Genomic DNA, 24,386 nt, shown 5'->3' on the forward strand with positions numbered 1-24,386 from the left:
GAACGTGTCGACGGACTGGGACGTCATCGTGATCGGCGCCGGTGGCGCAGGGCTGGCGGCCGCCGCGTCGGCGGCCGAGCGGGGCGGTCGGGTGCTGCTCCTGGAGTCCGAGGACACCGTCGGCGGGTCGATGCTGCTGGCCGCGGGGATGTTCACCGCGGCGGGCACGCGGGTCCAGGAGGCCCTCGGGGTGCAGGACTCCCCCGAGCGCTTCTACCAGCACTACATGGACCTCAACCAGTGGCGGCTGCAGCCGGGGCTCATCCGGACCTTCTGCGCGGCCACCGCGCCGACGCTGCACTGGCTGATGGACCTGGGCTTGGAGGTACCCGCGCAGCGCTCCACCAACGCGCACATGCCGGGCCTCGGGCACGCCGGCGTCGAGGACGTGTGGCGGGGCCACACCCCGGCCGGCGAGGGGTATGCCGTGGTCGAGCTGCTCGACCGCACCCGCAAGCGCCACGGTGCCGAGCTGGCGCTGGGCTCACGCGTGGAGGGGCTCGTCGTGCACGACGGGCAGGTCCGCGGGGTGCGGGTCGGCGGCGAGGAGGCCCTGGCCGGTGCCGTGGTCGTCGCCTCCGGCGGCTTCGCCCAGGACCGCGACCTGGTCCGCCGCTACTACCCCACCGCGGACGCGGCCGGTGAGCACCTCTTCGTCGTGGCCGGCCCCGGCAGCCGTGGCGACCACCTGCGGCTCGGGGAGCAGGTCGGTGCCGACCTGGCCGGCGAGGGCTGGGGCCTGCTGCTGGTCACGGCATACCTGCAGCAGCACCACCACTGGGACTCCGGATTCCCGCCGCTGTCGCGGATCAACGTCAACTCGGCCGGGCACCGGTTCATGGACGAGGACGTCTCGTATGCCGTCGCCGCCGGCATCCTGCTCGACCAGGACGGCCCGTGCTGGGTGGTCTTCGACGAGGCTGCGCGGCTCGCCCTGCCCGAGGGCTTCCTGGACTGGACGCCCGCCCGGGTGCTGGAGGAGGCGCAGGCCGGGCGGACTCACCGCGCCGACGACCTGCCTGGCCTCGCAGCCGCGATGGGGGTCCCGGAGGCGACCCTGGTGCGGACCGTCGAGCGGTGGAACGGCACGCTCCCGCGCGGCGAGGACCCGGACTTCCAGCGCCACCTCACGCTGGAGGCGAAGGGGGCCACCGCCCCGCCTTCCCCCGTCGCGACCCCGCCCTTCTACGCCGCCCGGCTGGTGCCCGGCGAGCTGGTGTGCACGCACACGGGCCTGCGGATCGACCCGCAGGCCCGTGTCCTGGGCACCCTCGGCGACCCGCTGCCCGGCCTGTATGCCGCGGGCGAGGCCGGGGGCGGTGTGCTGGGCAACCGCTACGTCGGCGGCGGCAACGCCATCGCCAACGCGCTGACGATGGGTCGCATCGCCGGGCTGTTGGCGCTCGCGCACGCCTCGGGCGGCTAGGGGTCGCGCCGCACCTGCCGCGCCCGGACCAGCACACCGCCGTCCGGCCCCGTCGACAGCCGGTCGTGGATGACGACGTGGCGCATCAGCGAGGGCGTGCCCTCCCGGTCAACCCGCACGATGAGCAGGTAGGCCCGGGAGGTCTGCGCCTGCGCGTCGACGACCACGCTGTTGACCCAGTGCCGCTGTCGCAGACCCTCGGCCTGCAGGTCGGCGTAGACGCCCTCGGCGAAGCGGGTGAGCGCCTCCGTGCCGACGATCGGGTCCCCGAACGTGGGCGAGCTGAAGCTGCCGTCCGCCGTGAAGGTCGCCGCCCACGCGGCTGCCTCCCCGTCGTCGATCGCATGGCTCTGCCGGGCGTACAGCTCGGTGACGGACGCGGTCGTGATGCCGGTCATGCGGTGGCCCCCGGCGCCATGGGCACGAGCGCCGCGACCAGGTCGTCCACCGCGGCCGCGACGCGGTCGGGGAAGCCGGACCAGTCGTGGTCGCTGAGGGTGACGACGCCGATCGCCGCCGGCAGCCCGGGCAGGCCCGGGACGGCGGCGACGACGCCCGTCGCCCCGGGCGTGAGCTGCCCATGGCTGACGAAGACGCCCCGCTCGCCGGCCGCGGCCGCCTGGAGCGCCTCGCCCAGCGCGCCGCGGCCGAGCGGGTGCCGGGTGCCGGGCCGGTAGGCGAGGTGGAAGTCGGTGGAGCGGGGCTCCACGACGCAGACGGCGACGGAGTCGGTGCCGTCCGACACCGCGAGGTGCGCCGTCGCGCGCAGGTCCTCGGCCAGGCGCTCCAGCACCGGCTGGCTCGCCTCACGCAGGGACGGGTAGAAGTTCTCGGTGAGGCGCAGCACGCCCAGCCCGACCGAGAGCGTCCCGTCCGCGGTGCGGCGCACCATACCGTGCTCGACCAGGGTGCCGACCAGGCGATAGACCACGGTGCGGTTGAGCCCGAGGTCGGTGGCCACCTGGGTCGGGGTGCGCGGCACCGGGGACCCGGCCAGGTAGGTGAGCACGTCCAGGCCGCGGCTCAGCGTCTGGGAGCTCTCGGCCGCGGCCACGTCAGCCGTCGCTCTTCGGCGTGCGGCGGCCGGCCCAGGTCCACGGGTAGTTCGGGTCGTCGCAGGCCAGGGCGCCCTCGCCGACACGGAGGGTGTTCATCGTGTCGACCATGAACGCCATCTCCTTGCTCTCGGCGGCGCCGACCGAGTTGAGGTAGGCCTGGCGCGTGGGGCCGTGGGTGTAGGCGGCGGGGTGCAGCGACACCGAGGCGTTGCCGATGCCGGTGCCCTTGCGGGCCGCGGTCTCGCCGGCGTAGTAGAACATCACCTCGTCGGCGTCGACGTTGGAGTGGTAGTAGGGCACGGTGATCGCGCCCTCGCCGTACTCCAGCATCCTCGGCACGAAGTTGCAGATGACGAAGTTGTGGCCCTGGAGGATCTGGTAGGTGGGCGGCGGCTGCAGGATCTTGCCGGTGACCGGCGAGAAGTCGCGGTAGTTGAAGGCGTAGGGGTAGAGGTAGCCGTCCCAGCCGACGACGTCGAAGGGGTGGTGGTCGTAGACGACGACCGCGCCGTGGACGTCGGCGCCGCTGCCGTGCTTGACGTAGACCTCGGTGTCCTGGTCCGCCAGCTCGGCCGGGGCCAGCAGGGGGCCGACCGGTCCGCGCATGTTGCGCTCGGTGAGCGGGGCGCCCTCGAGGAACTGGCCGAACCGGGTCAGGTACTTCTCCGGGATCTCGACGTGGCCGGTCGCCTCGACGCAGTAGGCCTTGAGCGGGCCGTTCTTCTCCACGTCGACCGGCACCCAGCGGTGGATCGTCACGCGTGGGATGACGACGTTGTCGCCCTGCCGCACCCGCAGGGTGCCGAAGACGCTCTCGACGTCGGCCTCGCCGCTCTCGATGTAGACGACCTCGTCGCCGATGCCGTTGCTGAAGAGGGGCGAGGGGCTGTCGGCGACGACGTAGCTGATCCGCACGTCGTCGTTGCCCAGGACGAGGCGCCGGTGACGCACGAGGTCCTTCCCCTGGTGGCTGCCGGCCGGGAAGAGGTCGGGCAGGCGGAAGTGGCGGGGCCGCAGCGGGGTGTTGGTCTGGGTGGACAGGTCACCGAGGTCCCAGACGCGGGAGTCGACCAGGTTGGCCGGGATCCCGAGGTGGTAGAGGTGCGAGGCGGTGCCGGAGAAGCCCTCCTCGCCGATGAACTCCTCGAAGGTCTCCCGACCGTCGCTGGTCTGGAAGGTGACGTGACGGGACGTGGGGAACTCCCCCATCGAGCGGTAGTACATGAGCGCGGACCTCTCTGTCGTCGGCAAGTGGTTCGACTATAGAACGTCGGCGTTCTCATGTCGACCCTCCTCGTGTCTCCCGCCTCAGACACGCTGCAGGTGTGGTCAGGGAACCCGTGGGAATGCGGGCGCGCCGATGAGCCCACATCTGCCGATAAGGAGATTTTAAGTTTGGGCTGGCTATACCAATCCTTTGCCGTTTAGCATCCTCAGAGTGCGCACCGTGACGCGCACATCCCTAGGGGCGCACCGTGGCGCACCTCTCGCAGACGGAGTGACATGAAGCTTCATCAGCTGGCGCTCGCGATTTTTCGGTACTCCGACTCGGTCGACCATGCCCGGGCCAAGGCGGGCATGAACCCCATGGGACCCAGGTCATGAAACCTCTACCGATCGGGGTGCTCGGCGCCTCGGCAGCGCTTGCCCTGGCGGTCGGGGCAGCACTCGTGATCCCGAGCGGAGCCGATGGCGGTGCCGACACCGCGGCAGCCGATATATCGAAGGTCAGCGGGAATCACGACCCCTCTCAGCCATCAGCTGCTCCTGCGACGTCGACACCCTCCGCACAGGTGGAGATGTCTGAGCCACGTGCCGTTGACGACCCCGATGAGCCATTGTCTCCGCCTGCGACCTCGGCACCCGCCGCGCCGGTGGACACTGAACCGCTGGAGCCCGTTTCGGTCGACGAGCCGGCTGACTTCGGCAACGGCCTGGTCGCGGTCGTCACGGAGATCCAGGCGGTGGAGGTCGAGGCGGCACGCCTCGGGGAGACCGCTGGGCCCGCGGCCGCGGTGCACCTCGACGTGCACAACGAGTCGGACGCGGCCCTCGATCTCGCCGGCCTGGCGGTGAACGCCTCGGACAAGGAGGGGATCCCCCTCGTGCCCAACTTCATGCCTCCCGCCGAGGCCCTGTCCGGGGTCCTCGAGCCTGGAGATTCCGCAGCCGGCGTCTACGTCTTCCGCCTGGCTGGTGACATCGACGCAGTCACTGTCCAGGTGCACCACAACACCACCCCCAACTTCGTCGTGATCCAGCCGTGAACGACCACGGCACGCACACAGGGAGCCACGCCATGCGACACATTCACGTTGGATCGCGCACCTACTTCTGGATCGCTGCCTGGGTGACGGCGGCCCTGGTCGCCTCGCTCTTCGCGGTGCTCGGCAGCCCAAGCCCCGCTGCGGCTGACACCGCCCCGCACCGGCCCGGCGAGCCCCGCACCGTCTCGGCCGATCGGCTCCCGACCGTGCAGATCAACGGCGTGGTCTGGGACCAGGTGATCGTCGGCGACCGTGTGTATGTCACTGGAGAGTTCACCCACGCCCGGCCTGCGGGAGCCAACCCGGGCCAGAACCAGACGCCTCGCTCGAACATCCTGGCCTACAACCTGCACACCGGCGTGCTGATCTCGAACTGGGCCCCCAGTCTGAACGCGCAGGGAATGGCGATCACCGCCTCCGCCGACGGCTCTCGCATCTACGTCGGTGGCGACTTCTCCCAGGTGAGTGGCGTGTCGCGCTCGCGCATCGTGGCGCTGGACGCACAGACCGGCGCCGTGATCCAGAGCTTCAACCCCGCTGCGAACACCCGCGTCGCCTCGCTGGCCGTGCACGGCAACACCCTCTACGTGGGCGGACACTTCAGCACTGTCAGCGGGCAGTCACGTTCCCGTCTGGCAGCCGTCAATGCCACGACGGGCGCTCTCCTTCCGTGGGCTCCGTCGGCGGACCGCGAGATCGTCACGATGACCGTGCACCCGGACAGTGGTCGGGTCATCGTCGGTGGCTCCTTCTCCACCGTGAACGGCGTGTCGCAGCGGGGCATGACCTCGCTGGACGGGACCACCGGGGCGGTCATGCCGTGGGCCGCGAACCAGGTGATCCAGAACTACGGCGCGAACACGCAGATCTCCAGCCTCATCACCGATGGAGAGATGATCTACGGCGTCGGGTGGGCCTACTTCGGGGCTGGCGGGACCACAGCCAACTTCGAGGGCACGTTCGCCGCCGACCCGCTCACCGGGGAGATCGACTGGATCAACGGCTGCCGTGGCGACCAGTTCAGTGTCGCCGCCCAGGGTGACGTGCTCTACACCACGGGCCACTCGCACGACTGCGGCATGATCGGCTTCAACCCCGAGTCCACACCGATCCTCGAGCAACGCGCCCTGGCCTTCGACAAGCGGGGGTCGTCCTACGGGCGGTACAACGCCCATGGCTCGAACTTCAACTGGCGGCCGTTCGCCGGCATGCCGGCGACCGACCCTCTGCACTGGATGCCCAACATGGCCGCCGGAACCTACACCGGCAGCTTCCAGGCGGGCTACTCCGTCGAGGCCAACGACCAGTACCTGCTCTACGGCGGGGAGTTCCCGCGGGTGAACAACACCGGCCAGCAAGGGCTGGTCCGGTTCGCCATCCGGGACATCGCCCCGAACAACACCGGGCTGGTCGGCATGAACGGCCTGACCCCCCAGCTCACCCAGATGGGACCGGGAACGGTCCGGGTGGCCTGGACTCCGCCCTGGGACTACGACAACGAGCGCCTGAGCTACCAGGTCCTGCGAGGCTCCTCGGTGAACAACTCGGTCGTCGTCGCGAGCGGCGAGATCGACACCAACCGGTGGACCCAGCCGCCGATGGCCTTCGTCGACAGGACGGCTCCCCCCGGGACGACCCAGACCTACCGCGTCCGGATGCTGGACACCTTCGGGAACGGCGGGGTCGGCAGCGCTGCCACGATCAGCGTGCCCTCCGGGTCCGTCCCGAGCAGTGCCTACCGCGACGCCGTCCGGAACAACGGTGCGATCCACCACTGGCGGTTGGACGAGACGACCGGCACCGTGGCCCGGGACCACATCCGCTCCAACGACCTGACCTTGTCCGCCGACGCGCAGCGTGACGTCGCCGGGGCACTCCTCAGCGAGGACAACGGGGCGACCGGCTTCCCGGCGAGCGCCGACACCAGGACGGTGCGCGGGACGACCAGCTGGTGGCAGTCGGGGCCGCAGACCTTCACGGTCGAGGCATGGTTCAACACCACCTCCACCGAGGGCGGCAAGATCGTCGGGTTCGGTGACAGCCGCACCAACCGGAGCAGCAGCAACAACGCCGACCGGCACCTCTACCTGACGAACAACGGGCAGGTGCGGTTCGGGCTCCGGCCGGACATGGCTCAGCGGATCACGATCGACAGCCAGGCCGGCCTGAACGACGGCCAGTGGCACCATGCGGTCGCCACCCTGAGCGAGGACGGCGCGCGCCTCTACATCGACGGGGAGCTCGCCGCGCAGAACTCGGAGCTGACCAAGGCCCAGGTGTACTGGGGGTACTGGCGCGTCGGAGGCGACCGCCTCACCTCCTGGCCGTCCGCACCCACCCGGGAAGCCTTCGCGGGGACGATCGACGAGGTCGCCATCTACCCGCACGCGCTGACCTTGAACCAGGTGCGACAGAACTACGGTGCAAGCGGTCAGGTGGAGTCCCCCAACCAGGCACCGGACGCCTCCTTCACCTTCGAGGAGGACGGTCTGGGGGTCACCTTCGACGCGTCCGCATCGTCCGACCCGGACGGAACGATCGCCTCCTACGTCTGGAACTTCGGTGACGGGACCTTCGGGTCCGGCGTGTCTCCGTCGCACACGTACACCGAGGCCGGCACGTACACGGTGTCACTCACGGTCACGGACAACGACGGTGACTCGGACGAGGTATCGCACGACGTCACGGTGGTGGCGCCGCCGCCGAACGCCGCACCCGTCGCCGCCTTCACCGTGGACCAGACCCACCTGCTCGTCGCGGTCGATGCCTCCGACTCCTCCGACGAGGACGGCGACATCGTGTCGTACAACTGGGACTTCGGGGACGGCAACACGGGCAGCGGACTGACCGTGAACCACACCTATGCCGCGGCCGGTGACTACAGGATCACCCTGACCGTGACGGACGACGACGGTGTCAACGACACAACCACCCAGGACGTGACTGTCGTCGCGCCTCCGGTCAACGTCGCACCGACGGCAGCCTTCAGCGCGTCGGTGAACGATCTCACGGTCAGTGTGGACGGGTCCGGCTCGACCGACCCCGATGGCACGATCCAGTCCTGGACGTGGACCTTCGGCGATGGCAGCACGGACACCGGCGTGAACGCCCAGCACACCTATGCCGCCGCCGGCACCTACCTCGTGGGGCTGACCGTGGTCGACGACGACGGTGCCGAGAACACTTACTCGGAGGAGGTGACGGTCGAGGCTCCGCCTGCGAACCAGGCGCCCGAGGCGAGCTTCTCGGTGGAGGCCTCAGGCCGGTCGGCGACGTTGACCTCGACGTCGACCGACCCCGACGGGTCCATCGCCTCCTACGACTGGGACCTCGGCGACGGCACCAGTGCAGATGAGCCCGTGGTGGTGCACACCTACGCCCAGGCGGGCACGTACCAGGTGACCTTGACCGTCACCGATGATGACGGTGCCACGGGCTCGGTGACCGTTCCGGTGACCGTGAGCGACCCGGACCCGGGTGACGTGGCTCCGACCGCGTCGTTCACCGCGACGGTGGACGGGCTGACCGTGGGCTTCGACGCCAGCGCCTCGACCGACCCAGACGGCACGGTCGAGTCCTACACGTGGTCCTTCGGCGATGGAGGCTCCGGTTCCGGAGTGAGTCCGACTCGCACCTACGTGGACTCCGGGTCGTACACGGTGACCTTGACCGTCGTCGACGACGACGGCCTGTCGGACAGCGTCCAGCAGGTCGTGCAGGTGAGCGCGCCTCCGGGTGCTGCGACGTTCGCCACCGACACGTTCAACCGCTCGGTGAACAACGGATGGGGTACCGCCGACCTGGGCGGGCCCTGGACGAGCAGCAACAGTGCCTCGGTGTTCTCCGTCTCCGGTGGCCAGGGGCGGATCGCGTTGCGCAACGCCGGGTCCGGCCCGGCGATGTGGCTGAACTCCGTCTCGGCCCAGGATGTCGAGGCCACGGTCGACGTGGCCATGGACAAGCCCGCCACGGGCGGCGGCACCTACCACTACCTGGCGGTTCGCCGTACCGGCAACAACGACTACCGCCTGGTGGCGCGACCCATGCCGACCGGTACCCAGGTGCTGCTGACGGCCACCGTCAACGGTGCCGACCAGTTCCTGGCCAACACCACGCTCCCCCTGACCTACAGTCCGGGTGACGTCTTCCGGCTCCGGCTGGTCGTGGAGGGCACCAACCCCACGGTCCTGTCCGGGAAGGTCTGGCGGGTAGGTGACCCCGAGCCCGCCAACTGGCAGGTCACCGCGACCAACTCGGCGGCGGCGCTGCAGGGCCCCGGTGGGATCGGGTTGCGCTCCTACCTGACCGGTTCGTCGACGAACGCGCCGGTGGTCAGCTCCTTCGACAACCTGCACGTCGGTGGCATCGGTCGGGCCCAGGGCAACCAGACGCCGGTAGCCGCCTTCACGACAGTGGTGGACGGACTGGAGGTCGCGGTGGACGGTTCCGGCTCCAGCGACCCCGACGGCTCGGTCACGGCATACGCCTGGAACTTCGGGGACGGCTCCCCCGCCGTGACAGGTGCCACGCGCACACACACCTACGAGGAGCCGGGCACCTACCAGGTGACCCTCACGGTCACCGATGACGAGGGCGCCACCCACGCGGTGACGCGCCCGGTGACGGTCGAGCAGGTCGAGGACCCCGGGCCGGCGGAGAACCAGCCGCCGGTGGCGGTCTTCACCCACACCGCGGAGGACCTGGCCGTCAGCTTCGACGGGTCCGGGTCATCCGACCCGGACGGGACCATCACGGCCTACGCCTGGACGTTCGGCGATGGCAACACCGGCACCGGTGTGGCGCCGAGACACACCTACGCGGAGCCCGGCACCTTCCAGGTGACCCTGACGGTGACCGACGAGGACGGCGCCACCCATGACGTCACTCAGCCGGTGACGGTCGACGAGGCGCCTGCCGGCCCCGAGGCGGCGGCTCTCGACTCGTTCACCCGCAACGTGACCGCCGGGTGGGGTTCCGCCGACATCGGTGGGAGCTGGACCACCACAGGGTCGTCGACGAGCTTCCGGGTAGCGGACGGTCAAGGAGTCATCCGCATGCCGAACGCCGGTGGTGGCCCGAGGGTCCAGCTCACCGGGCTGAGCGCCATGGACACTGACACCACACTGCAGGTGTCGCTGGACAAGGCGCCTTCCGGTGGTGACACCTACATCTCGGTTGCTTCCCGCCACGTCGGCACGGACGGTTACCGGGCGAAGCTGCGGTTCATGCCTACCCAGACGATGGTCCTCCTCAGCCAGATGGTGAACGGGACGGAGTCGAACCTCGCCTACGTCACGGTGCCGGGAGCCACCTACCAGGCGGGGGACGTCTTCAACGTGCGGTTCCAGGTGCACGGCGAGGGGGCGACGGCGCTGCGGGCCAAGATCTGGCGTACGTCGGAGACCGAACCGACCACCTGGCAGGTCACCGCGACGAACGCTCACGCCGCACTGCAGCGACCAGGTGGACTCGGTGTGGTGACCTATCTGAGCGGGTCGGCCAACAACTCGCCGGTAGAGGCGCGTTTCGACAACGTCAGCGTGACGATGCTCTCTGATTGACGGACACGAGGGTAAAGATCCCGTAATGTCAGGGCCAAGAAACCCTTGCTATATATCCGTGCGCTCCGCTAGCGTCCATTCGTGGCTATACAAGGAGCGTGGGGGCGAATGAGCCCCGGTCAGCGGTGGAGCATCGGGATCGTTGCGCTCCTGGTCGTCGTGAACGGACTGATCCTTTTCGGGCTGCTCCGTTCCGGGCCCGACGCTGTGCCGGAGGCGGCCGCTGACCCCACGCCGGCGACGGCGACCGGCGAGGGCACGGCCGAAGAGATGGCCGCCGTCGAGGACGACGACGCCACTGACGAGACCACCTCGACCGCTTCCCCCGCCCCGACCACGACGGCCGCCGCGCCTGTCCAGGACGGGGAGGACTGCGAGTCCATCACCGTCTGGACCGCCCCGCACCTGGAGCCCGCGGTGCAGGCGGCCGCCGAGCGGGTGACCGATGGCTGCTTCCGTTTTGCGGTGGCGCCGCACGCCGACGCCTCGGCCCAGACCGCGCTGAGCGGCGGTGAGCGGCCGGACGTGTGGATTCCCGGTTCGGCCGCCTGGCCGGGGCTCGTCGCGCAGGACGGGGTCCAGCTGCAGGTCGGCGAGACGATCGCCTCGTCCCCGGTCCTGCTCGCCGGGGCGCCGCAGGTGATCAGCGCCCTGGAGCAGATGGGGGTGGGCCCAGAGACCACCTGGGCGCAGGTCGTCCAGCAGGTGATGGAGAGCAGGGCGGCCGGGCAGGAGACGCCGTTCGAGATGCGCGTCGGTGACCCCCGGTCCGACGCGGCCACCATGTCCCTGCTCTCGACGACAGGGAGCCAGCCGGGCGGCTGGACGGAGCCGGACAGCGCGCAGCGGGGGATGCTGGTGCTGCTCGCGCACACCGCGATCCCGGACGACCCGTTGACCGCCCTCGTGGCCGACCCGACCACGGTGGTCCCGGCGACCGAGCGACAGGTGGGCGCTGCCCAGGAGGCCGGCCGCGAGGTGGCCGGGCTGGCCCTGGCGGACGGACTGGGTGTGGTGCAGATCCCGTTCGTCCGGGTGGGCGATGGTTCGGAGGAGGGCGTCGACGCGCTGGAGGAGCAGCTGACGTCCCCGGACGCCGCCGAGGACCTTCAGGAGCTGTGGCTGCGACCCGGCGCCTCAGGGCCGGCTCCCGGTGTGCCGGGTGTGTCCGCTGACGTCCCCGCCACCGCCACCGAGGTCGACCCCGCGACCGTGCCGCTGACCGCCCAGACGTGGGCGGCGATCTCTCGGCAGTCACGCATCCTGACGGCCATCGACATCTCCCTGTCGATGGCGGAGGAGGTGGGTGACACCACCCGTGTCGACCTGACCCGCGAGGCGGCCCAGGCCGCCCTGCAGACCATCCCGCCGCGCACCGCCGTCGGGGTCTGGTACTTCGCCACGGCGCTCGAGGGCACGCAGGACTGGACCGAGGTGGCGCCCCTGCGACCGCTGGGTGAGCGGGTGAACGGTGGAACGCAGCGGGACCTGCTGATGTCGGTGACCGACGAGCTCGGCGTGGACACCCTGACCGGTGACACCGGCCTCTACGACACGCTGTGGGCGGCCTACCAGAAGATGCAGGAGGAGTGGACGCCCGAGGCGGTCAACTCCGTGCTCCTCCTGACCGACGGCAAGAACAACGACAAGACGGGCGGCCTCACCGAGAACGAGGTCGTGGAGCTGCTCACGGCGGCGCAGGCCGCCGGGGACCGCCCGGTCACGGTGGTGCTGATCGGGATGGGCCCGGAGGTGAACGCCGAGGCCCTGGAACGCCTGGCCACCGCGGCCGGCGGTGTGTCGATCGTGCTGCGCGACCCGCGCGAGCTGCCTCAGGTCTTCGTCGAGGTCGTGGCCCAGCGCACCAGCAGCGCGACGCCGTAACCCAGGACCCCGACCGCCCCCGACGCGACGACATCACTCACCCGGTGGTGCGGTAGGGCGACCATGAGCAGGCCCATCATCGTCGAGGCCAGCGCTCCAGCCACGAGGACCGGCCGCCGCCGCGAGCGCGGCACCACGATGAGGAGCGCCACGACGACCGCGATCACCGCCGCCGTGTGCCCGCTGGGCAGCGAGTTCGGCAGCGGCCACGTCACAGCCAGCTCCGGGCGGGGCAGCACGGGCTTGAGCACCTGCGGGGTGACCAGGCACACCGCCACGCCGGCCGCGGCTGCCAACCCGACGCGCCACCCCTTGACGACGGTCCCGGCGACGACCACCACGGCCGCCAGGGGGACCATCGTCCACGGGCCGACCAGCGTCAGCAGGTCGTGCAGGCGCGCGGCCAGCTCACCCTCCGCCCGGACCATCCCGGTCAGCGCGAGGTCGGCGCGCTGACCGGTGGTGGTCCACACCGCCGCCAGGTAGATCCCCAGCAGGCCGAGGACACCGGCGGTGACGAGGCGCCACCCGGTTCGCACTGCTGCCCTATCTGGCGAGCGCACCCACCCGTTCCGCGATCATGGCCCCGATGGGCAGCGCGGACGTGGCCGCCGGGGAGGGCGCGCTGAGGACGTGCACCATACGGTCGGTGTTCATGACCAGGAAGTCCTCGACCATGCTGCCGTCCGCACGGATGGCCTGGGCGCGGATGCCCGCCTCCTCCGGACCGAGGTCGTCGACGGTCAGGCTGGGGCAGTACTTGCGCACGAGCGCCAGGTAACCGGGGCGGTAGAGGGAGTTCCACTGCTCCGCCACGCCGCTGCGCACATGCTTGCGGACGAAGCGCCAGAACCCGGGGAAGCGCGCGATGTCTGCGGCGTCCTTGGGGTTGACCGACAGCTTGCGGTAGCCCTCGCGGGCCAGGCCCAGCACGGCGTTGGGCCCGACGGTGACGCCGCCGTCCATCATCAGGGTCAGGTGCACGCCCAGGAAGGGCAGCGCGGGGTCCGGCACGGGGTAGATCAGCGTGCTGACGATGTCGTTGCGGGATGGGGGCAAGCGGTAGTACTCACCCCGGAAGGGGACCATCCGGACGTCGCTGTCGATGCCGGCCATCCGGGCGAGCCGGTCGGCCTGGATCCCGGCGCACACCACGAGCGTGCGGCCGTAGACCGGCCCGACGGTGGCACCCGCCTCGTCGGCGATGTCGATCCGCACCTCGCTGAGGGACTCGGTGATGCCGGTGACGCGGGTGCCGAGCTGCACCTGCCCGCCCAGCCGCGCGATCTCCCCGGCCATCGCCTCGCAGACCTGCGTGTAGTCCACGATCCCGGTGTCGGGCGACCAGAGCGCGCCCACACCGGTGATGTTCGGCTCACGACGGTGCAGCTCGGCGGCGTCCACCCGCTCCAGCGCCAGGCCGTTCGCGGTGGCCCGCTCGTAGAGCGCGTCCATCCGGGCCAGCTCGGCGTCGTCGGTGGCGACGATCAGCTTGCCGACGTTGCGGTAGGGGACGCCGTGCTCGTCGCAGAACTCCTTCGTGGCACGCGCGCCCGCTGTGCAGAGCCGAGCCTTCAGCGATCCGGGCGTGTAGTAGACGCCGGCGTGGATCACCCCGCTGTTGTGGCCCGTCTGGTGCCGGCCCAGCGACTGCTCCTTCTCCAGGACCAGCACGTCGAGCCCGGGGCGTTCCCGCAGGAGCGTCATGGCGGTGGAGAGACCGACGATGCCACCCCCGATGACCACGACGTCGTGGGCCGACGCGGCGCTCACGAGGACACCTGCTCGAAGAGCGCGTCGACCTCGGCGCGCAGCCGGTCGGCGAGCCTGCCCTCGGGCACGGTCACGTCGGCATACCCGATCACCTCGTCCTGGGCGATGTCGCGGGTCAGCACGCACCCCTCGGCCAGACCGACGGGCAGCAGCCGCTCCTGGTGGACGGTGCTGGCCCGCTCGCACTCGCCGTAGTAGGTGTAGCCGCCGAGCGCGTCCAGGGTCTCCCCCGCCTTCAGGTCCCGCTTGGCGACGGTCACGACGTCGACGTGGGGCGGGCCCGGCAGCGGCTTGATCGTCGCGTCCCCGAGCAGGGCCGCCCGGGCGACGGTGTTCGGCACCTCGAAGTGGCACAGGTGGTAGGGGGTGTAGAAGCTGTACAGCGGCCCCTCCCCCAGCTTGTAGAGGTTGAGGTAGTGCTGCTGGGCCGGGTCGTCGTGCTCGGCGAGCACGTAGACCCCGGGGCCGGGCTGGGACCCCACGACGTAGTCGACGGCGCCGCCCAGGGCGCGCAGCTCGTCCACGTCGTACATCTGGGTCAGCTCGTCCACGTGCCCGCGGTGGTCGCGTTGGAGCAGGCCACGGCGGTGGACGGAGAAGCCGGCCGCGTTGGCGACCAGCGCCTGCTCCACCGACACCTTGGTGCCGTCGGCGAAGCTGGTGACCATGTGCGGGTCCTGCCCCCACTTGCGGGCGAACCCCTCCTGGGTGGTCGGGGTGCGGTAGGGGTCCTGCAGGCCCTTGATGTTGCCGGCCACGAGCGGGGTCAGGCCGAGCCCGCGGACGAACCGGATGAGGTTCATCTGCACGCCGGGCTGGTCGCCGTCACAGCCGGTGTAGACCAGACCGGCGGCCTCGAACCGCGGGTTCAGGGCGGCCCCGATGGTGGCGTCGACCTCGGCGTTCAGCAGGACCAGGTGCTTGCCGCCCTCGAGCGTGGCCAGCGCCAGGTGCGCGCCGAACTCCACCGCTCCGGTGCAGTCCACGACGACGTCGACCGAGGCGGCCTGGGTGAGGGCCTCGACGCTGGTGGTGATCGCCACCTTGCCGGCGGTGACCGCGGCGTCGATCTGGCTCGCCTCGTCGACCTGGGTCAGCCGGTCCTCGCCGAGGCCGGCCTTGCCCAAGGAGGTGAGCGCCTGCTCGGGGCGGCGCGCGTAGACGGCGGCGATCTCCATACCGGGGACGGTGTTGACGATGTGGTTCATCAGCCCGGTCGCCATGAAGCCGGATCCGGCGAGGCCGACGCGCACAGGCGTGCCCTCGTCCGCGCGGCGGGCGAGGAGTGTGTCGGTGATGATCACGCGATCGGCTTCCCGTCCCAGTCGGGCCAGCTGCGGTCCTTCTCCGAGATGACCGTCACCTCGTGCGGCCACTGCAGGCCGAACGCCGGGTCGTCGTAGCGCTGGCCACGCTCACCCTCGGGGGCGTAGGGGCCGGAGACCTGGTAGAGGACCTCGGTGTCGTCCGCGAGCGTCTGGTAGCCGTGCGCCACGTAGGGCGGGACCCAGAGCGCGCGCCGGTTGTCGGCGGTCAGCTCGACCATGGCGTGCTTGCCGAAGGTGGGGCTGTCCTCGCGCAGGTCCAGGGCCACGTCGACGATCGCGCCACGGATGCAGCGGACCAGCTTGCCCTCGGCGTGCGGCGGGATCTGCCGGTGCATGCCGCGCAGCGTGCCGGCCTTGTGGTTGAACGACAGGTTGGCCTGCACGACCTGGGTGTCCAGGCCGTGCGCGGCGAACTCGTCGGTGCAGAAGGCACGAGCGAAGAAGCCACGGTCGTCCGCGTGCTCCTCCAGCTCGACGATCATGCACCCCTCGACCTCGGTGGGGGTGAACTTCATACCGCCGGCTCCTTCCAGAACAGGGAGCCGTCCACCTGACCGGTGTCGAGCAGGTGCTGGATCTGCTTGAGCCGGGTGTGGCCGCGGCCGTAGAAGGTGTCGCGGTCCAGGTCGATGAGCCGGAAGACCTCGTGCAGCTGCCGGGCGCCGCGCGCCAGGTCCCAGTCGCAGGAGAAGCCCAGCTCGTCGTGGATCCGGTCGAAGTTGACCCGGTAGGACCGGTTGTCCTGGCTGGGAGGCCCGAAGGTCAGCTCGCAGTCGGGGAACTCGGCAGCGACGGTCTCGGCGATCTGCCGGACGGTGTAGTTGTTGTCGTTGGAGCCGACGTTGAAGACGCGGTCGTGCACCTTGTCGACATCTGCAGTGAGCACGGTGCGGATGGCCTTGGCGATGTCGAGGGCGTGGACCATCGGCCGCCAGGGCGTGCCGTCGGAGGTCATCGCGATGTTCTTCTCCACCCAGGCCAGGCCGCAGAGGTTGTTGAGCACGATGTCGAACCGCTGCCGGGGCGAGGCGCCGAACGCCGTCGCGTTGCGCAGCGACGTGGGGTGGAAGGTGTCGTCGGCCAGCTCGTGCAGGTCGTTCTCGGTGAGCGCCTTGCACTCGGCGTAGGCCGTCTGCGGGTCGATCGGGGACGTCTCGTCGACCCACCCGTCAGCCACGCCGTAGACCGAGCAGCTGCTCATGTAGATGAACCGCGAGACGCCGGCCTCCTTGGCCGTCCGCGCCACATGCGCCGACCCTCGGTGGTTGATGTCGAAGGTGATGGGCCCCACCAGGTCGCCGGTGGGGTCGTTGGACAGCTCTGCCATGGCGACCACGGCGTCCACCCCCTCCAGGTCCTCCGGGGTGAGGTCGCGCATGTCCTTGTCCAGGGTGAACGGCGTGCTGGGGACCCCGTTGTAGAGCCAGCCGTTGCGGTAGAAGCCGGTGTCCAGGCCGACCACCTCGTGACCGTCCGCCCGGAGGGCAGGGGCCAGCAGGCAGCCCAGGTATCCGTCTGTCCCGGTGACCAGGATCTTCATACTCACCACACCTTCCAGGGCGCCCTACCGGACGCCCAGAGCTCTTCAAGCAGGTTCTTGTCACGCAGGGTGTCCATCGGCTGCCAGAAGCCGGTGTGCTTGTACGCGTTCAGCTGGCCCTCGTGGGCAAGGGCCCGCAGGGGCCCCTGCTCCCAGACCGTGTCGTCGCCGTCGACGTGGTCGATGACCGCGGGCTCGAGGACGAAGTAGCCGCCGTTGATCCAGGCCCCGTCGCCGTCCGGCTTCTCCTGGAACTGGGTGACCTGGGTCTCGCCGGCACCGAGCACGAGGGCGCCGAAGCGACCGGGCGGCTGGACCGCCAGCATGGTCGCCTGCAGCCCGGCCTCCCGGTGGAAGGCGATCTCGGCGGTGAGGTCCACGTCGCAGACCCCGTCGCCGTAGGTCAGGCAGAAGGTCTCGTCGCCGATGTGGTCCCGCACCCTGGCGAGCCGCCCACCGGTCATGGTCTCGGCACCGGTGTCGACGAGGGTCACCCGCCACGGCTCGGTATGCGGGGCGTGGACGGTGATCTCGTCCTTGCCCAGGTCGATGGTCAGGTCGGACATGCGTCGCCGGTAGTTGACGAACCAGTCCTTGATCACCGACCCCTTGTAGCCGCAGCACACGACGAAGTCGTCGATGCCGTGCGTGGCGTAGGTCTTCATGATGTGCCAGAGGATCGGCAGTCCGCCGATCTCGACCATCGGCTTGGGGCGTAGGGCGGTCTCTTCGCTGAGACGCGTGCCTAACCCACCGGCCAGTATTACCGCTTTCATGCGCCATCCTTGCGCTAGGGAACACCCCGCTCCCCGGGGGTGTGTGCTGTCACGTTGCGGGGAGCATATCCTGCGATTGACTCTGCTGCGAGATGCGCGCGAGGTTCCTCCAGTTGCCGGAAGCGCCACGGGCGTGGATGATAGGCGGGGCGCCGTCAAGCCCCTGGATCGCCGCCCCTGTGTCCTCTGGACGACCGTGACGAAGGAAATTGCTATGACTGGCCGAAAAGCGCTGCTCGTTGCCGAGAGCGGGGGTCACCTCGACCAGCTTCTCCGCATAGCTCCCCGGCTACGCCCCCAGTTCGAGTCCGTGACATTTGTCACGTCCGAGACGGACCAGTCGCGCAGCCTCCTGCAGGGGGAAGAGGTCCGCTTCGTCCCCCGAGTCCCGCCCCGGGACTGGCGCACGGCGACGCGGGCCCTACCGACCGCGCTGGGACTCATCCGCCGCGAGCAGGTCACCGACGTCATCTCCACCGGCTCTGCGATCGCGGTCCCCTACCTGCTGGGTGCGCGGCTCGCGCGGCGCGAGGCGCACTACATCGAGAGCGCTGCCCGGACCGACGGACCCAGCGTCGCGGGGCAGATCCTGCGGCGCATCCCGGGCATGCGGCTCTACACGCAGTATCCGCGGTGGGCCGACGACCAGTGGTCCTACCGCGGCTCGGTCTTCGACGGTTTCGTGGCTCGGCCGTCGGACGCGGAGCGAGCCGCGCCCAGACGCGTCGTGGTGACGTTGGGGACGCTCAACCAGTACCCGTTCGACCGCGCCGTCCAGGCCGTCCGTCGGGTGCTGACGCAGCTCGGGGACGAGGACGTCCACGTGTTGTGGCAGATCGGTGAGGCGCAGGCGGAAGGCCTGTCGGGCGAGGTCCGTGCGACGGTCCCCGCCGACCGGCTGCGGGTCGCGATCGCGCAGGCCGACCTGGTGATCGCGCACGCCGGGACCGGTTCCGCGCTGCAGATCCTCGATGCCGGCCGCATCCCGCTCTTCCTCCCTCGTTCCAGTGCCAGGGGGGAGCACATCGATGACCACCAGCTGCTCATCGCCGCGGAACTGGAAGGTCGAGGGCTGGCCGTGACGGCTGATCCGGACGACCTCAGCGTGGAGCATGTGCGCAAGGCGCTCTCCGCGCGCGTCGAGCACCGCTCGGCCACGGACTTCCACCTGAAACCGCAGAAAGTTGAGGTCCCAGCACATGGCACGGGTCTCGATCGTCGTTCCGACCTATCGGCGTCCACACTTCCTCGTTAACGCGCTGGCCTCGCTCCGGGCTCAGACCTTGACGGACTTCGAGGTCCTGGTCTGTGACAACGGCGCTGAGGCGGCCACCGAGGACGTCGTGCGCGCCCTGGACGACCAGCGGTTCCGGTACATCCCGCGGCCCCAGAACGTGGGGATGCTGCGCAACGCCATGCTCGGGTTCGCCGATGCCCGGTCGCCGCTGGTGATGAAGCTGGACGACGACGACTTCCTGCTGCCCGAGGCGCTGGAGGGCCTGGTCACACCTCTTGAGCGAAACCCCGACATCAAGCTGAGCTTCGGCGGCGTGCAGCTGGTGGACGCAGATGACGCCGTGCTGCAGGAGCGGACGCAGTGGCTGGATCGTGAGAGTGGGCGTGCGTCGTTCCAGGAGGGACGACTGACCGACAGCACCGGCATCGTGGCGCGCGGGGGCGTCCAGCTCGCCGGCGCCGTGGTGCGGGCCGACCTCGTCGACTGGGCGTCGGTCCCGGCCGAGGTGGCGACCGCCTACGACTTCTACCTCGCCCTGACGGCGGCCGAGGACGATCGGCCCCTGTGGTTCACCCAGGAGCGGGTGGTGCGCTACCGGCTCCACCCGGACGCTGACACGAACACGCATTCGGCGGCGCAGGCGAAGGCGACCGTCTACGTGCTGGAGAAGGCGCTGGCGTCCGGGCGGCATCAGGACACGACGGCGCTGCAACGCCGCCTGGGCGAGGCGACGTTGGCAGCCGGCCGGGCCCTGCTGCACGACCGCGACATCCGGTCGGCCAGGCCCTACCTTCGCCGGTCGCTCCGGCTGCAGCCCGGCCTCACCACGGCTCGGCTTGCGCTCGCGTCGCACCTTCCGTCGGCCTTGGTCAGCCGACTCGTGTCCCGACCGTCAGAGTCGGCGGCGGCGTAGCGTCAGGCCTGCGACCACCGCGCCTGCGGCGACCAGCAGGCCGATGAGCACCGGCGGCCACGGGAAGGCCGCATCTGGTGCCTCCGCGGGGGACGCGGCGTTGGGCCTCGCGTCCGAGGGGGGCGAAGCGGCGTTGGTCTCCGCCAGGGTGGCTACGGCCTCATCCCCGCCTACGGCGGCCGGAGCATCTTCTGGGGGCCACGGCAGGTCCTTGCCGTAGTCGACGGGCAGCGCCACCAGCTCCTGCAGCGGGAACGGGTCCTCCCCCAGGGCCGGGTCGCCGGCCATCTCCTCGTAGGCATACCGTCCTCGGAAGATCTCGTCATACCGGTTGTCGACCAGCCCGAACTCGTGCTCTCCGGCGAAGGCGACGGCCCCGGAGGTGTCGGTGATGACGATGCCGTAGTCCTGGGCCGCCTGGGCGACCGTCCTCGCCGAGGGCGAGAGGTTGAGCGAGTCGAGGTCGAAGTCTGCCGGAAGCCGCAGGAGCTGGCCCATCGCGATCTCGGTGCCGTCCACCCGCCCGTCCGTGCGAGTCGCGGGCCAGGAGATGACCCCCTTCTTGATCTCGGGGATGGTCAGGCCGATGACGTGGTTGATCTCGCCTTCGAGCAGCTCGTCATGCCGGATGGTGTACGCCCACAGGGCCATCCCTCCGGCCGACGCTCCGTAGGGGACCGCGAAGGTTCCCGGTGACACGCTGGCGTCCTCGATCACGCCTCCCCAGCACGCCTCCCACACCCCGTCCGGCGCTTGACGCGCCTGCCAGAGCTCGACCAGCGTGCCTGTGTCGGCGTTGTAGATGGACACATTGCCGTCGCTCGACCCGTCTGGCTTGAGGTTCGAGGGCAGGTGCTGCCCGCTCCACATCTCGGCCAGCTCCGCGTCCCATCCCTCCTCCTTGTCCTGACAGTTCCAAGGGCGGATGTCCTGCTGGGGGTCGTCGGTGCTGGTGATGTACAGGGGTGCCGTGTAGTTGTCGATGTTGATCGTGACGTTCGGCTGACCTGGGCGACCAAAGTAGTCGATCGCTTGTTGGTAGAGGCCAGCGATCAGCGCCTCGGAGTCCGCCGCGACGGGGGTGTCGTCCGGCAACGGGCGGTAGAAGGGTGAGTCTGGTGCGAAGACGCCTTCGACCGCCGTGTCCGGCTCGTGCGGCGCCGCGAAGGCCCCCGTAGCGATCACCAGCGGCGCTAGTCCGCCGGCCACGAACCACGAACGTGCCCTGGTGCCGGTGATCATGGGTAGCCCTCTCTGTGGACGGGCGCGCCGCAGCTCACGCAGGCCGAGCCGCACGTGTGCAGGCTACCTGACCGGTGGTCCGTCTGGCTCACTTGCCGAGGGACCCGAAGGTGAGCTTGAGTGACTCGTAGCGTCGGACGCCGATCACCTTCCGGAGCACGGACGCGCCGGGACGGAGCACCCGATCGCGGACCAACCGAACGGGCTGCGCCACGGCGTCCCGCGCCTTGTCCTGGCGACTCAACGGGGGCAGGTCATCGATGAGCCCCGGGAAGTAGGACGCCTGTCGGCCGGGAGAGGTCATCCGCCCCCCGACCCGGTTGGAGACGTTGCGGCCGTGGACGACCTGCAGCCAGGCGGGTGCACCATCCTCGCGGACGACGGGCATGAGGGAATCCAGCTCGTTGTGCCGGGCCGCCCAGCAGCTGACGAAGCCGGGCGAGGAGACGTCATCGACCACGGCTCCGAAGGCGTTGTCGCGGTCCTGACGCAGGTAGACGCGGTCTCCGCTGAGGATCAGCCCTCGGGTCAGGTACAGGGCGGCCGGGGCCTGGTCCGGGACCAAGGCGCGGACGCGCCGCACGAAGTCAGTGGCCAGGCCGTCGTCGTTGTCAAGGTTGGAGGTGGACACCAGGCCGCTCGTCTGCCCGCTGACCTGCATGACGTGCGTCTTGATGGCCTCCCGGTCCAGGGGGCCGTCCAGGTAGATGGGGTGGAGCGGCAGCTCCTGCTGCAGCTCGACCATCCGGTCGCGCAACCACTGGGGCGTGCCGAGCGCGTCGAGGTAGACCACCCAGGACACGCCTTCCCGTCCCTGCGCACGGACGGACGGGACGGTGTAGGCCTCGAACAGCTGCATGCGCGCGTCCAGCCATTCCGGCGAGAAGATCGCTTGCTCCACCCGGTTCGCTGGCAGGTTGAACCTGGTGAGGAAGACGTGCGGGGTAACTCTGCTCATGACGGTATCTCCTTGTCATCCTTGGTCTGGTCGGCGCCAGCGCCGCGCTGGTGGGACCCGTCGGCCGGGCCCTGGATGCGACCACCCATGCGTGCGTCGATGCTGCGCTGACGCAGCCGCCCCAGGGTGGTGAGGCCGGGGACGTAACCCAGAAGCAACGCTCTGGCCTTGACCCTGGGATCTTCTGAGCTGACGGCGGCCAGCTGCCGGTAGAGGACGCGGGCACGGTCGTCCTCGCGCTCGCGCAACGCCTCCCCGGCCAACAGGTCGATCAGACGTGGCGGTCTCGTCGTCAGCCGCAAGGAGACGAACTCTTGCTCTTCGGGCGACAACACGTCCCAGTGCTGCTCCCGCACGCGTCGGATGATGTCATCCTCGGCTGCGTGGCGTCGCTCATCGGTCGACTTGGCACCTGGCGACAACCGGTAGAGGGCTTGCGGCTCGGACTGGAAGATCACCTTCCACCCTGCGAGGACGGCGCGTATCCAGAACTCCCAGTCCTCCACCAGGTCGAGGTCCTCGGCGAAACCCGGGACATCGTCCAGGAGCTCACGCGGGAAGACGCTGAGGATCGGGAGGAAGTTCTTCTGCAGGATGGCCAGCCGTTGCCGACGTCGCGGGAAGTGTCCCCCGATCAACCGCCTCCCGTGCGCCACACCGGTGGCGGTCAGCTGCAGGGCCTCGCACATGACGATGTGACGGCCCTCGCCAGCCTCCCGGTACGCGTCGACCGCGCGGTCCAGGTACGCCGGCAGGAACATGTCGTCCGCGTCGCAGAAGGCGATCAGGTCGCCTCGGGCGAGAGCGAAGGCAGCGTTGCGGGCCGCTGCACTGCCGGCGTTCTCCTGCCGCACGTAGCGCACGAGGGGTTCGTGCGCGCGGCAGATGTCGCCGGTCCGGTCCGTGGACCCGTCGTCGACCACCACGATCTCCACCCGCGGGTAGGTCTGCGAGAGCAGCCCGGACAGGCAGGCCCCGATGGTCGCCTCAGAGTTGTAGGCGGGGACGACCACGGAGACAAGGGGCAGGTCTGGCTCGTTCATGGCAACCTCGCTGGGTCGGACGGACGGTGGGCGCCAGGGCGGCGTGCGACGCGGTGTGCGTCGCTGCCCTCGACGGGCCGGTGCAAGAGCGCGAACGACGCGACCCCGGCGATCAACCACACGGAGTAGTTGGGAAAGGGTGGGGACAGCGGACCGAACATGCCTGCGACCAGCCAGACCGCAACGACATACCCGGACAGCACCCGCCATCCGGCCAGGTCTAGCTGTCCAGCGACGGGCGGTGCCGGCAGGGCGGACCGCACCGGCCCGAGGACGATGATCAGGATGAAGACGATCACGGCCGGCAGGCCTAGCTCGACGGCACGAGACAGGATGACGTTGTGCACCTCGATGACCGCGTTGTTCAACGGGAAGCTGTCCGACTGCCGGGCCCACTCGCTCCCGTGCGGGTAGAACCTACGCCACCCGATGCCCGTCAACGGCAGGTCCTCGAGCACGCGCAGGGCGGCGGCGTTGCTGCTCAGCCGGTCGAAGATCGGGCCTGAGGTGGTCGATCGCTCCAGGATATTGTCCCACAAGGAGGGCAGGTACAGCACCACCCCGATGAAGCCGACGACCGCGCCCGCTGCCATGGCCGGTATCCACCGCCGGAGCGCCGGCGAGAGCACCAGGGCAACGATGACGCCGGCGAACACGCCGACCCACACCGATCGGGTAGTCGTCAGCACCACGCCGAAGAAGCACAAGAGGCTGACCACCAAGGACAGCACCGACCACCGCGGCAGGTTCCTGCTCTTGAGCAGCAGTGCCGCGCCGGCACAGACGGCCAGGGCCATCGCCATCGCCTCTGCCGAGGCGAACGGACCTCTCGGACGACCGAAGTGGATGCCCACGTTCGGGTCGACGATGTACTGCGGGAAGACGAACTGCGGCGCCCACTGCTCCAGGATCGCCGTCAGGCCCAGGTACAGGCCAACAACTGTCAGGGCCTTGAGCAGCAGGTCACGACTGTGTGTGTCCCTGAAGATCACCGGGCCGAGCAGAAACATCAGGAAGGGCATGACGGTCCGGTCCAGCAAGGCGAAGAGTGGCGAGCTCGACAGGACGTTGCCGTGCCAGATCATCGAGACCAGCGTCCAGACCACAAAGGCCGCCATCAGCGCCGATACCGCACCCCAGCGCACTCTCGCGCGGCGTTTGTCCATCAGAAACAGCACGATCGCGAGCGGGATCAGGATGCGATCAGGGGACAAGGGGATTCCCAGCCGGTGACTGTGGCTGGACAACATGTTGGCGACGAGGCCGAGAATGAAAAGGACGACGTAGGGCTGCGTCCGGTGATCGGGGGCGTGGCCCTCCCCGGACGTCACGGGTGCGCGGTTCTCGGCGGCGGTGGCCGCGCTCACGGGACGCGCTCGG

The 24,386-nt window shown here is 69.9% G+C and carries 19 protein-coding genes; 6 read left to right on the forward strand and 13 right to left on the reverse strand.

All coding sequences use genetic code 11. The features are described from left to right. The first annotated feature begins 4 nt into the window (after positions 1 to 4). Positions 5 to 1,426, forward strand: coding sequence for an FAD-dependent oxidoreductase (locus ESZ52_RS17290; protein ID WP_131106015.1), 1,422 nt, complete (start codon positions 5 to 7; stop codon positions 1,424 to 1,426). Here the strand turns inward: ESZ52_RS17290 and ESZ52_RS17295 are convergent. From ESZ52_RS17295 to ESZ52_RS17305, 3 genes are read right to left on the reverse strand one after another with little or no spacing between them, the layout of a single operon-like run. After that, on the reverse strand, positions 1,423 to 1,824 hold the full coding sequence (locus ESZ52_RS17295) for a nuclear transport factor 2 family protein (protein WP_131106016.1): 402 nt from the start codon (positions 1,822 to 1,824) through the stop codon (positions 1,423 to 1,425). The two genes, ESZ52_RS17290 and ESZ52_RS17295, sit on opposite strands and share 4 nt — an antisense overlap. Continuing rightward, positions 1,821 to 2,480: an IclR family transcriptional regulator gene (locus ESZ52_RS17300; protein WP_131106017.1), complete on the reverse strand. Its 660-nt coding sequence runs from the start codon at positions 2,478 to 2,480 to the stop codon at positions 1,821 to 1,823. Before ESZ52_RS17300 ends, ESZ52_RS17295 begins: the two co-directional genes overlap by 4 nt. A 1-nt stretch (position 2,481) precedes the next feature. Further along, complete coding sequence (locus ESZ52_RS17305; RefSeq protein WP_238154361.1) at positions 2,482 to 3,735, reverse strand: homogentisate 1,2-dioxygenase; 1,254 nt, start codon at positions 3,733 to 3,735, stop codon at positions 2,482 to 2,484. Between the two features lie 623 nt (positions 3,736 to 4,358). Between ESZ52_RS17305 and ESZ52_RS17310 the strand changes: the two genes are divergently transcribed. The 3 genes from ESZ52_RS17310 to ESZ52_RS17320 all read left to right on the forward strand — a co-directional run bounded on the left by ESZ52_RS17310 (position 4,359) and on the right by ESZ52_RS17320 (position 12,196). Further along, positions 4,359 to 4,751 (forward strand): hypothetical protein, encoded by a 393-nt coding sequence (locus tag ESZ52_RS17310; RefSeq protein ID WP_131106018.1) that lies wholly within the window; start codon positions 4,359 to 4,361, stop codon positions 4,749 to 4,751. 32 nt (positions 4,752 to 4,783) lie between these two features. Continuing rightward, a complete protein-coding gene (locus ESZ52_RS17315) occupies positions 4,784 to 10,312 on the forward strand; it encodes a PKD domain-containing protein (RefSeq protein ID WP_131106019.1) in 5,529 nt (1,842 codons plus the stop codon). Between the two features lie 108 nt (positions 10,313 to 10,420). After that, on the forward strand, positions 10,421 to 12,196 hold the full coding sequence (locus ESZ52_RS17320; RefSeq protein WP_131106020.1) for a VWA domain-containing protein: 1,776 nt from the start codon (positions 10,421 to 10,423) through the stop codon (positions 12,194 to 12,196). Here the strand turns inward: ESZ52_RS17320 and ESZ52_RS17325 are convergent. From ESZ52_RS17325 to rfbF, 6 genes are read right to left on the reverse strand one after another with little or no spacing between them, the layout of a single operon-like run. Next, positions 12,145 to 12,735 carry a phosphatase PAP2 family protein gene (locus ESZ52_RS17325; RefSeq protein ID WP_131106021.1) on the reverse strand — a complete coding sequence of 197 codons (591 nt, stop codon included), beginning with the start codon at positions 12,733 to 12,735 and terminating at the stop codon, positions 12,145 to 12,147. The genes ESZ52_RS17320 and ESZ52_RS17325 overlap by 52 nt on opposite strands. 7 nt (positions 12,736 to 12,742) lie before the next feature. Continuing rightward, entirely contained in the window at positions 12,743 to 13,969 is a 1,227-nt protein-coding gene (gene lhgO / locus ESZ52_RS17330) for an L-2-hydroxyglutarate oxidase (RefSeq protein WP_238154362.1), read from the reverse strand. Continuing rightward, positions 13,966 to 15,273 (reverse strand): NAD(P)H-dependent oxidoreductase, encoded by a 1,308-nt coding sequence (locus tag ESZ52_RS17335; protein ID WP_131106022.1) that lies wholly within the window; start codon positions 15,271 to 15,273, stop codon positions 13,966 to 13,968. The genes lhgO and ESZ52_RS17335 overlap by 4 nt, the downstream gene beginning before the upstream one ends. Further along, complete coding sequence (rfbC, locus tag ESZ52_RS17340; protein WP_131106023.1) at positions 15,270 to 15,812, reverse strand: dTDP-4-dehydrorhamnose 3,5-epimerase; 543 nt, start codon at positions 15,810 to 15,812, stop codon at positions 15,270 to 15,272. The genes ESZ52_RS17335 and rfbC overlap by 4 nt, the downstream gene beginning before the upstream one ends. Further along, entirely contained in the window at positions 15,809 to 16,837 is a 1,029-nt protein-coding gene (locus ESZ52_RS17345) for an NAD-dependent epimerase/dehydratase family protein (RefSeq protein ID WP_131106723.1), read from the reverse strand. The genes rfbC and ESZ52_RS17345 overlap by 4 nt, the downstream gene beginning before the upstream one ends. Before the next feature lie 2 nt (positions 16,838 to 16,839). Then, positions 16,840 to 17,613 (reverse strand): glucose-1-phosphate cytidylyltransferase, encoded by a 774-nt coding sequence (gene rfbF, locus ESZ52_RS17350; RefSeq protein ID WP_131106024.1) that lies wholly within the window; start codon positions 17,611 to 17,613, stop codon positions 16,840 to 16,842. A 310-nt stretch (positions 17,614 to 17,923) separates the two neighbouring features. Between rfbF and ESZ52_RS17355 the strand changes: the two genes are divergently transcribed. Then, positions 17,924 to 18,868 (forward strand): glycosyltransferase, encoded by a 945-nt coding sequence (locus tag ESZ52_RS17355; protein ID WP_181009835.1) that lies wholly within the window; start codon positions 17,924 to 17,926, stop codon positions 18,866 to 18,868. Next, the gene (locus ESZ52_RS17360; protein ID WP_131106026.1) at positions 18,813 to 19,763 is read left to right on the forward strand and encodes a glycosyltransferase family 2 protein; all 951 of its coding nucleotides are present in this window, start codon (positions 18,813 to 18,815) and stop codon (positions 19,761 to 19,763) included. Before ESZ52_RS17355 ends, ESZ52_RS17360 begins: the two co-directional genes overlap by 56 nt. On the opposite strand, the gene ESZ52_RS17365 is transcribed toward ESZ52_RS17360, so the two are convergent. The 4 genes from ESZ52_RS17365 to ESZ52_RS17380 all read right to left on the reverse strand — a co-directional run bounded on the left by ESZ52_RS17365 (position 19,743) and on the right by ESZ52_RS17380 (position 24,373). Then, a complete protein-coding gene (locus tag ESZ52_RS17365; RefSeq protein ID WP_131106027.1) occupies positions 19,743 to 21,005 on the reverse strand; it encodes a hypothetical protein in 1,263 nt (420 codons plus the stop codon). The two genes, ESZ52_RS17360 and ESZ52_RS17365, sit on opposite strands and share 21 nt — an antisense overlap. Positions 21,006 to 21,093: 88 nt before the next feature. Further along, positions 21,094 to 21,963, reverse strand: a complete 870-nt coding sequence (locus ESZ52_RS17370) for a glycosyltransferase (RefSeq protein ID WP_131106028.1) — start codon at positions 21,961 to 21,963, stop codon at positions 21,094 to 21,096. Next, complete coding sequence (locus tag ESZ52_RS17375; RefSeq protein ID WP_181009836.1) at positions 21,960 to 23,006, reverse strand: glycosyltransferase family 2 protein; 1,047 nt, start codon at positions 23,004 to 23,006, stop codon at positions 21,960 to 21,962. The genes ESZ52_RS17370 and ESZ52_RS17375 overlap by 4 nt, the downstream gene beginning before the upstream one ends. Further along, positions 23,003 to 24,373, reverse strand: coding sequence for an O-antigen ligase family protein (locus ESZ52_RS17380; protein ID WP_131106030.1), 1,371 nt, complete (start codon positions 24,371 to 24,373; stop codon positions 23,003 to 23,005). The genes ESZ52_RS17375 and ESZ52_RS17380 overlap by 4 nt, the downstream gene beginning before the upstream one ends. Positions 24,374 to 24,386 lie beyond the last annotated feature (13 nt).

This window comes from Ornithinimicrobium sufpigmenti, from assembly GCF_004322775.1.
Classification (GTDB): domain Bacteria; phylum Actinomycetota; class Actinomycetes; order Actinomycetales; family Dermatophilaceae; genus Ornithinicoccus; species Ornithinicoccus sufpigmenti.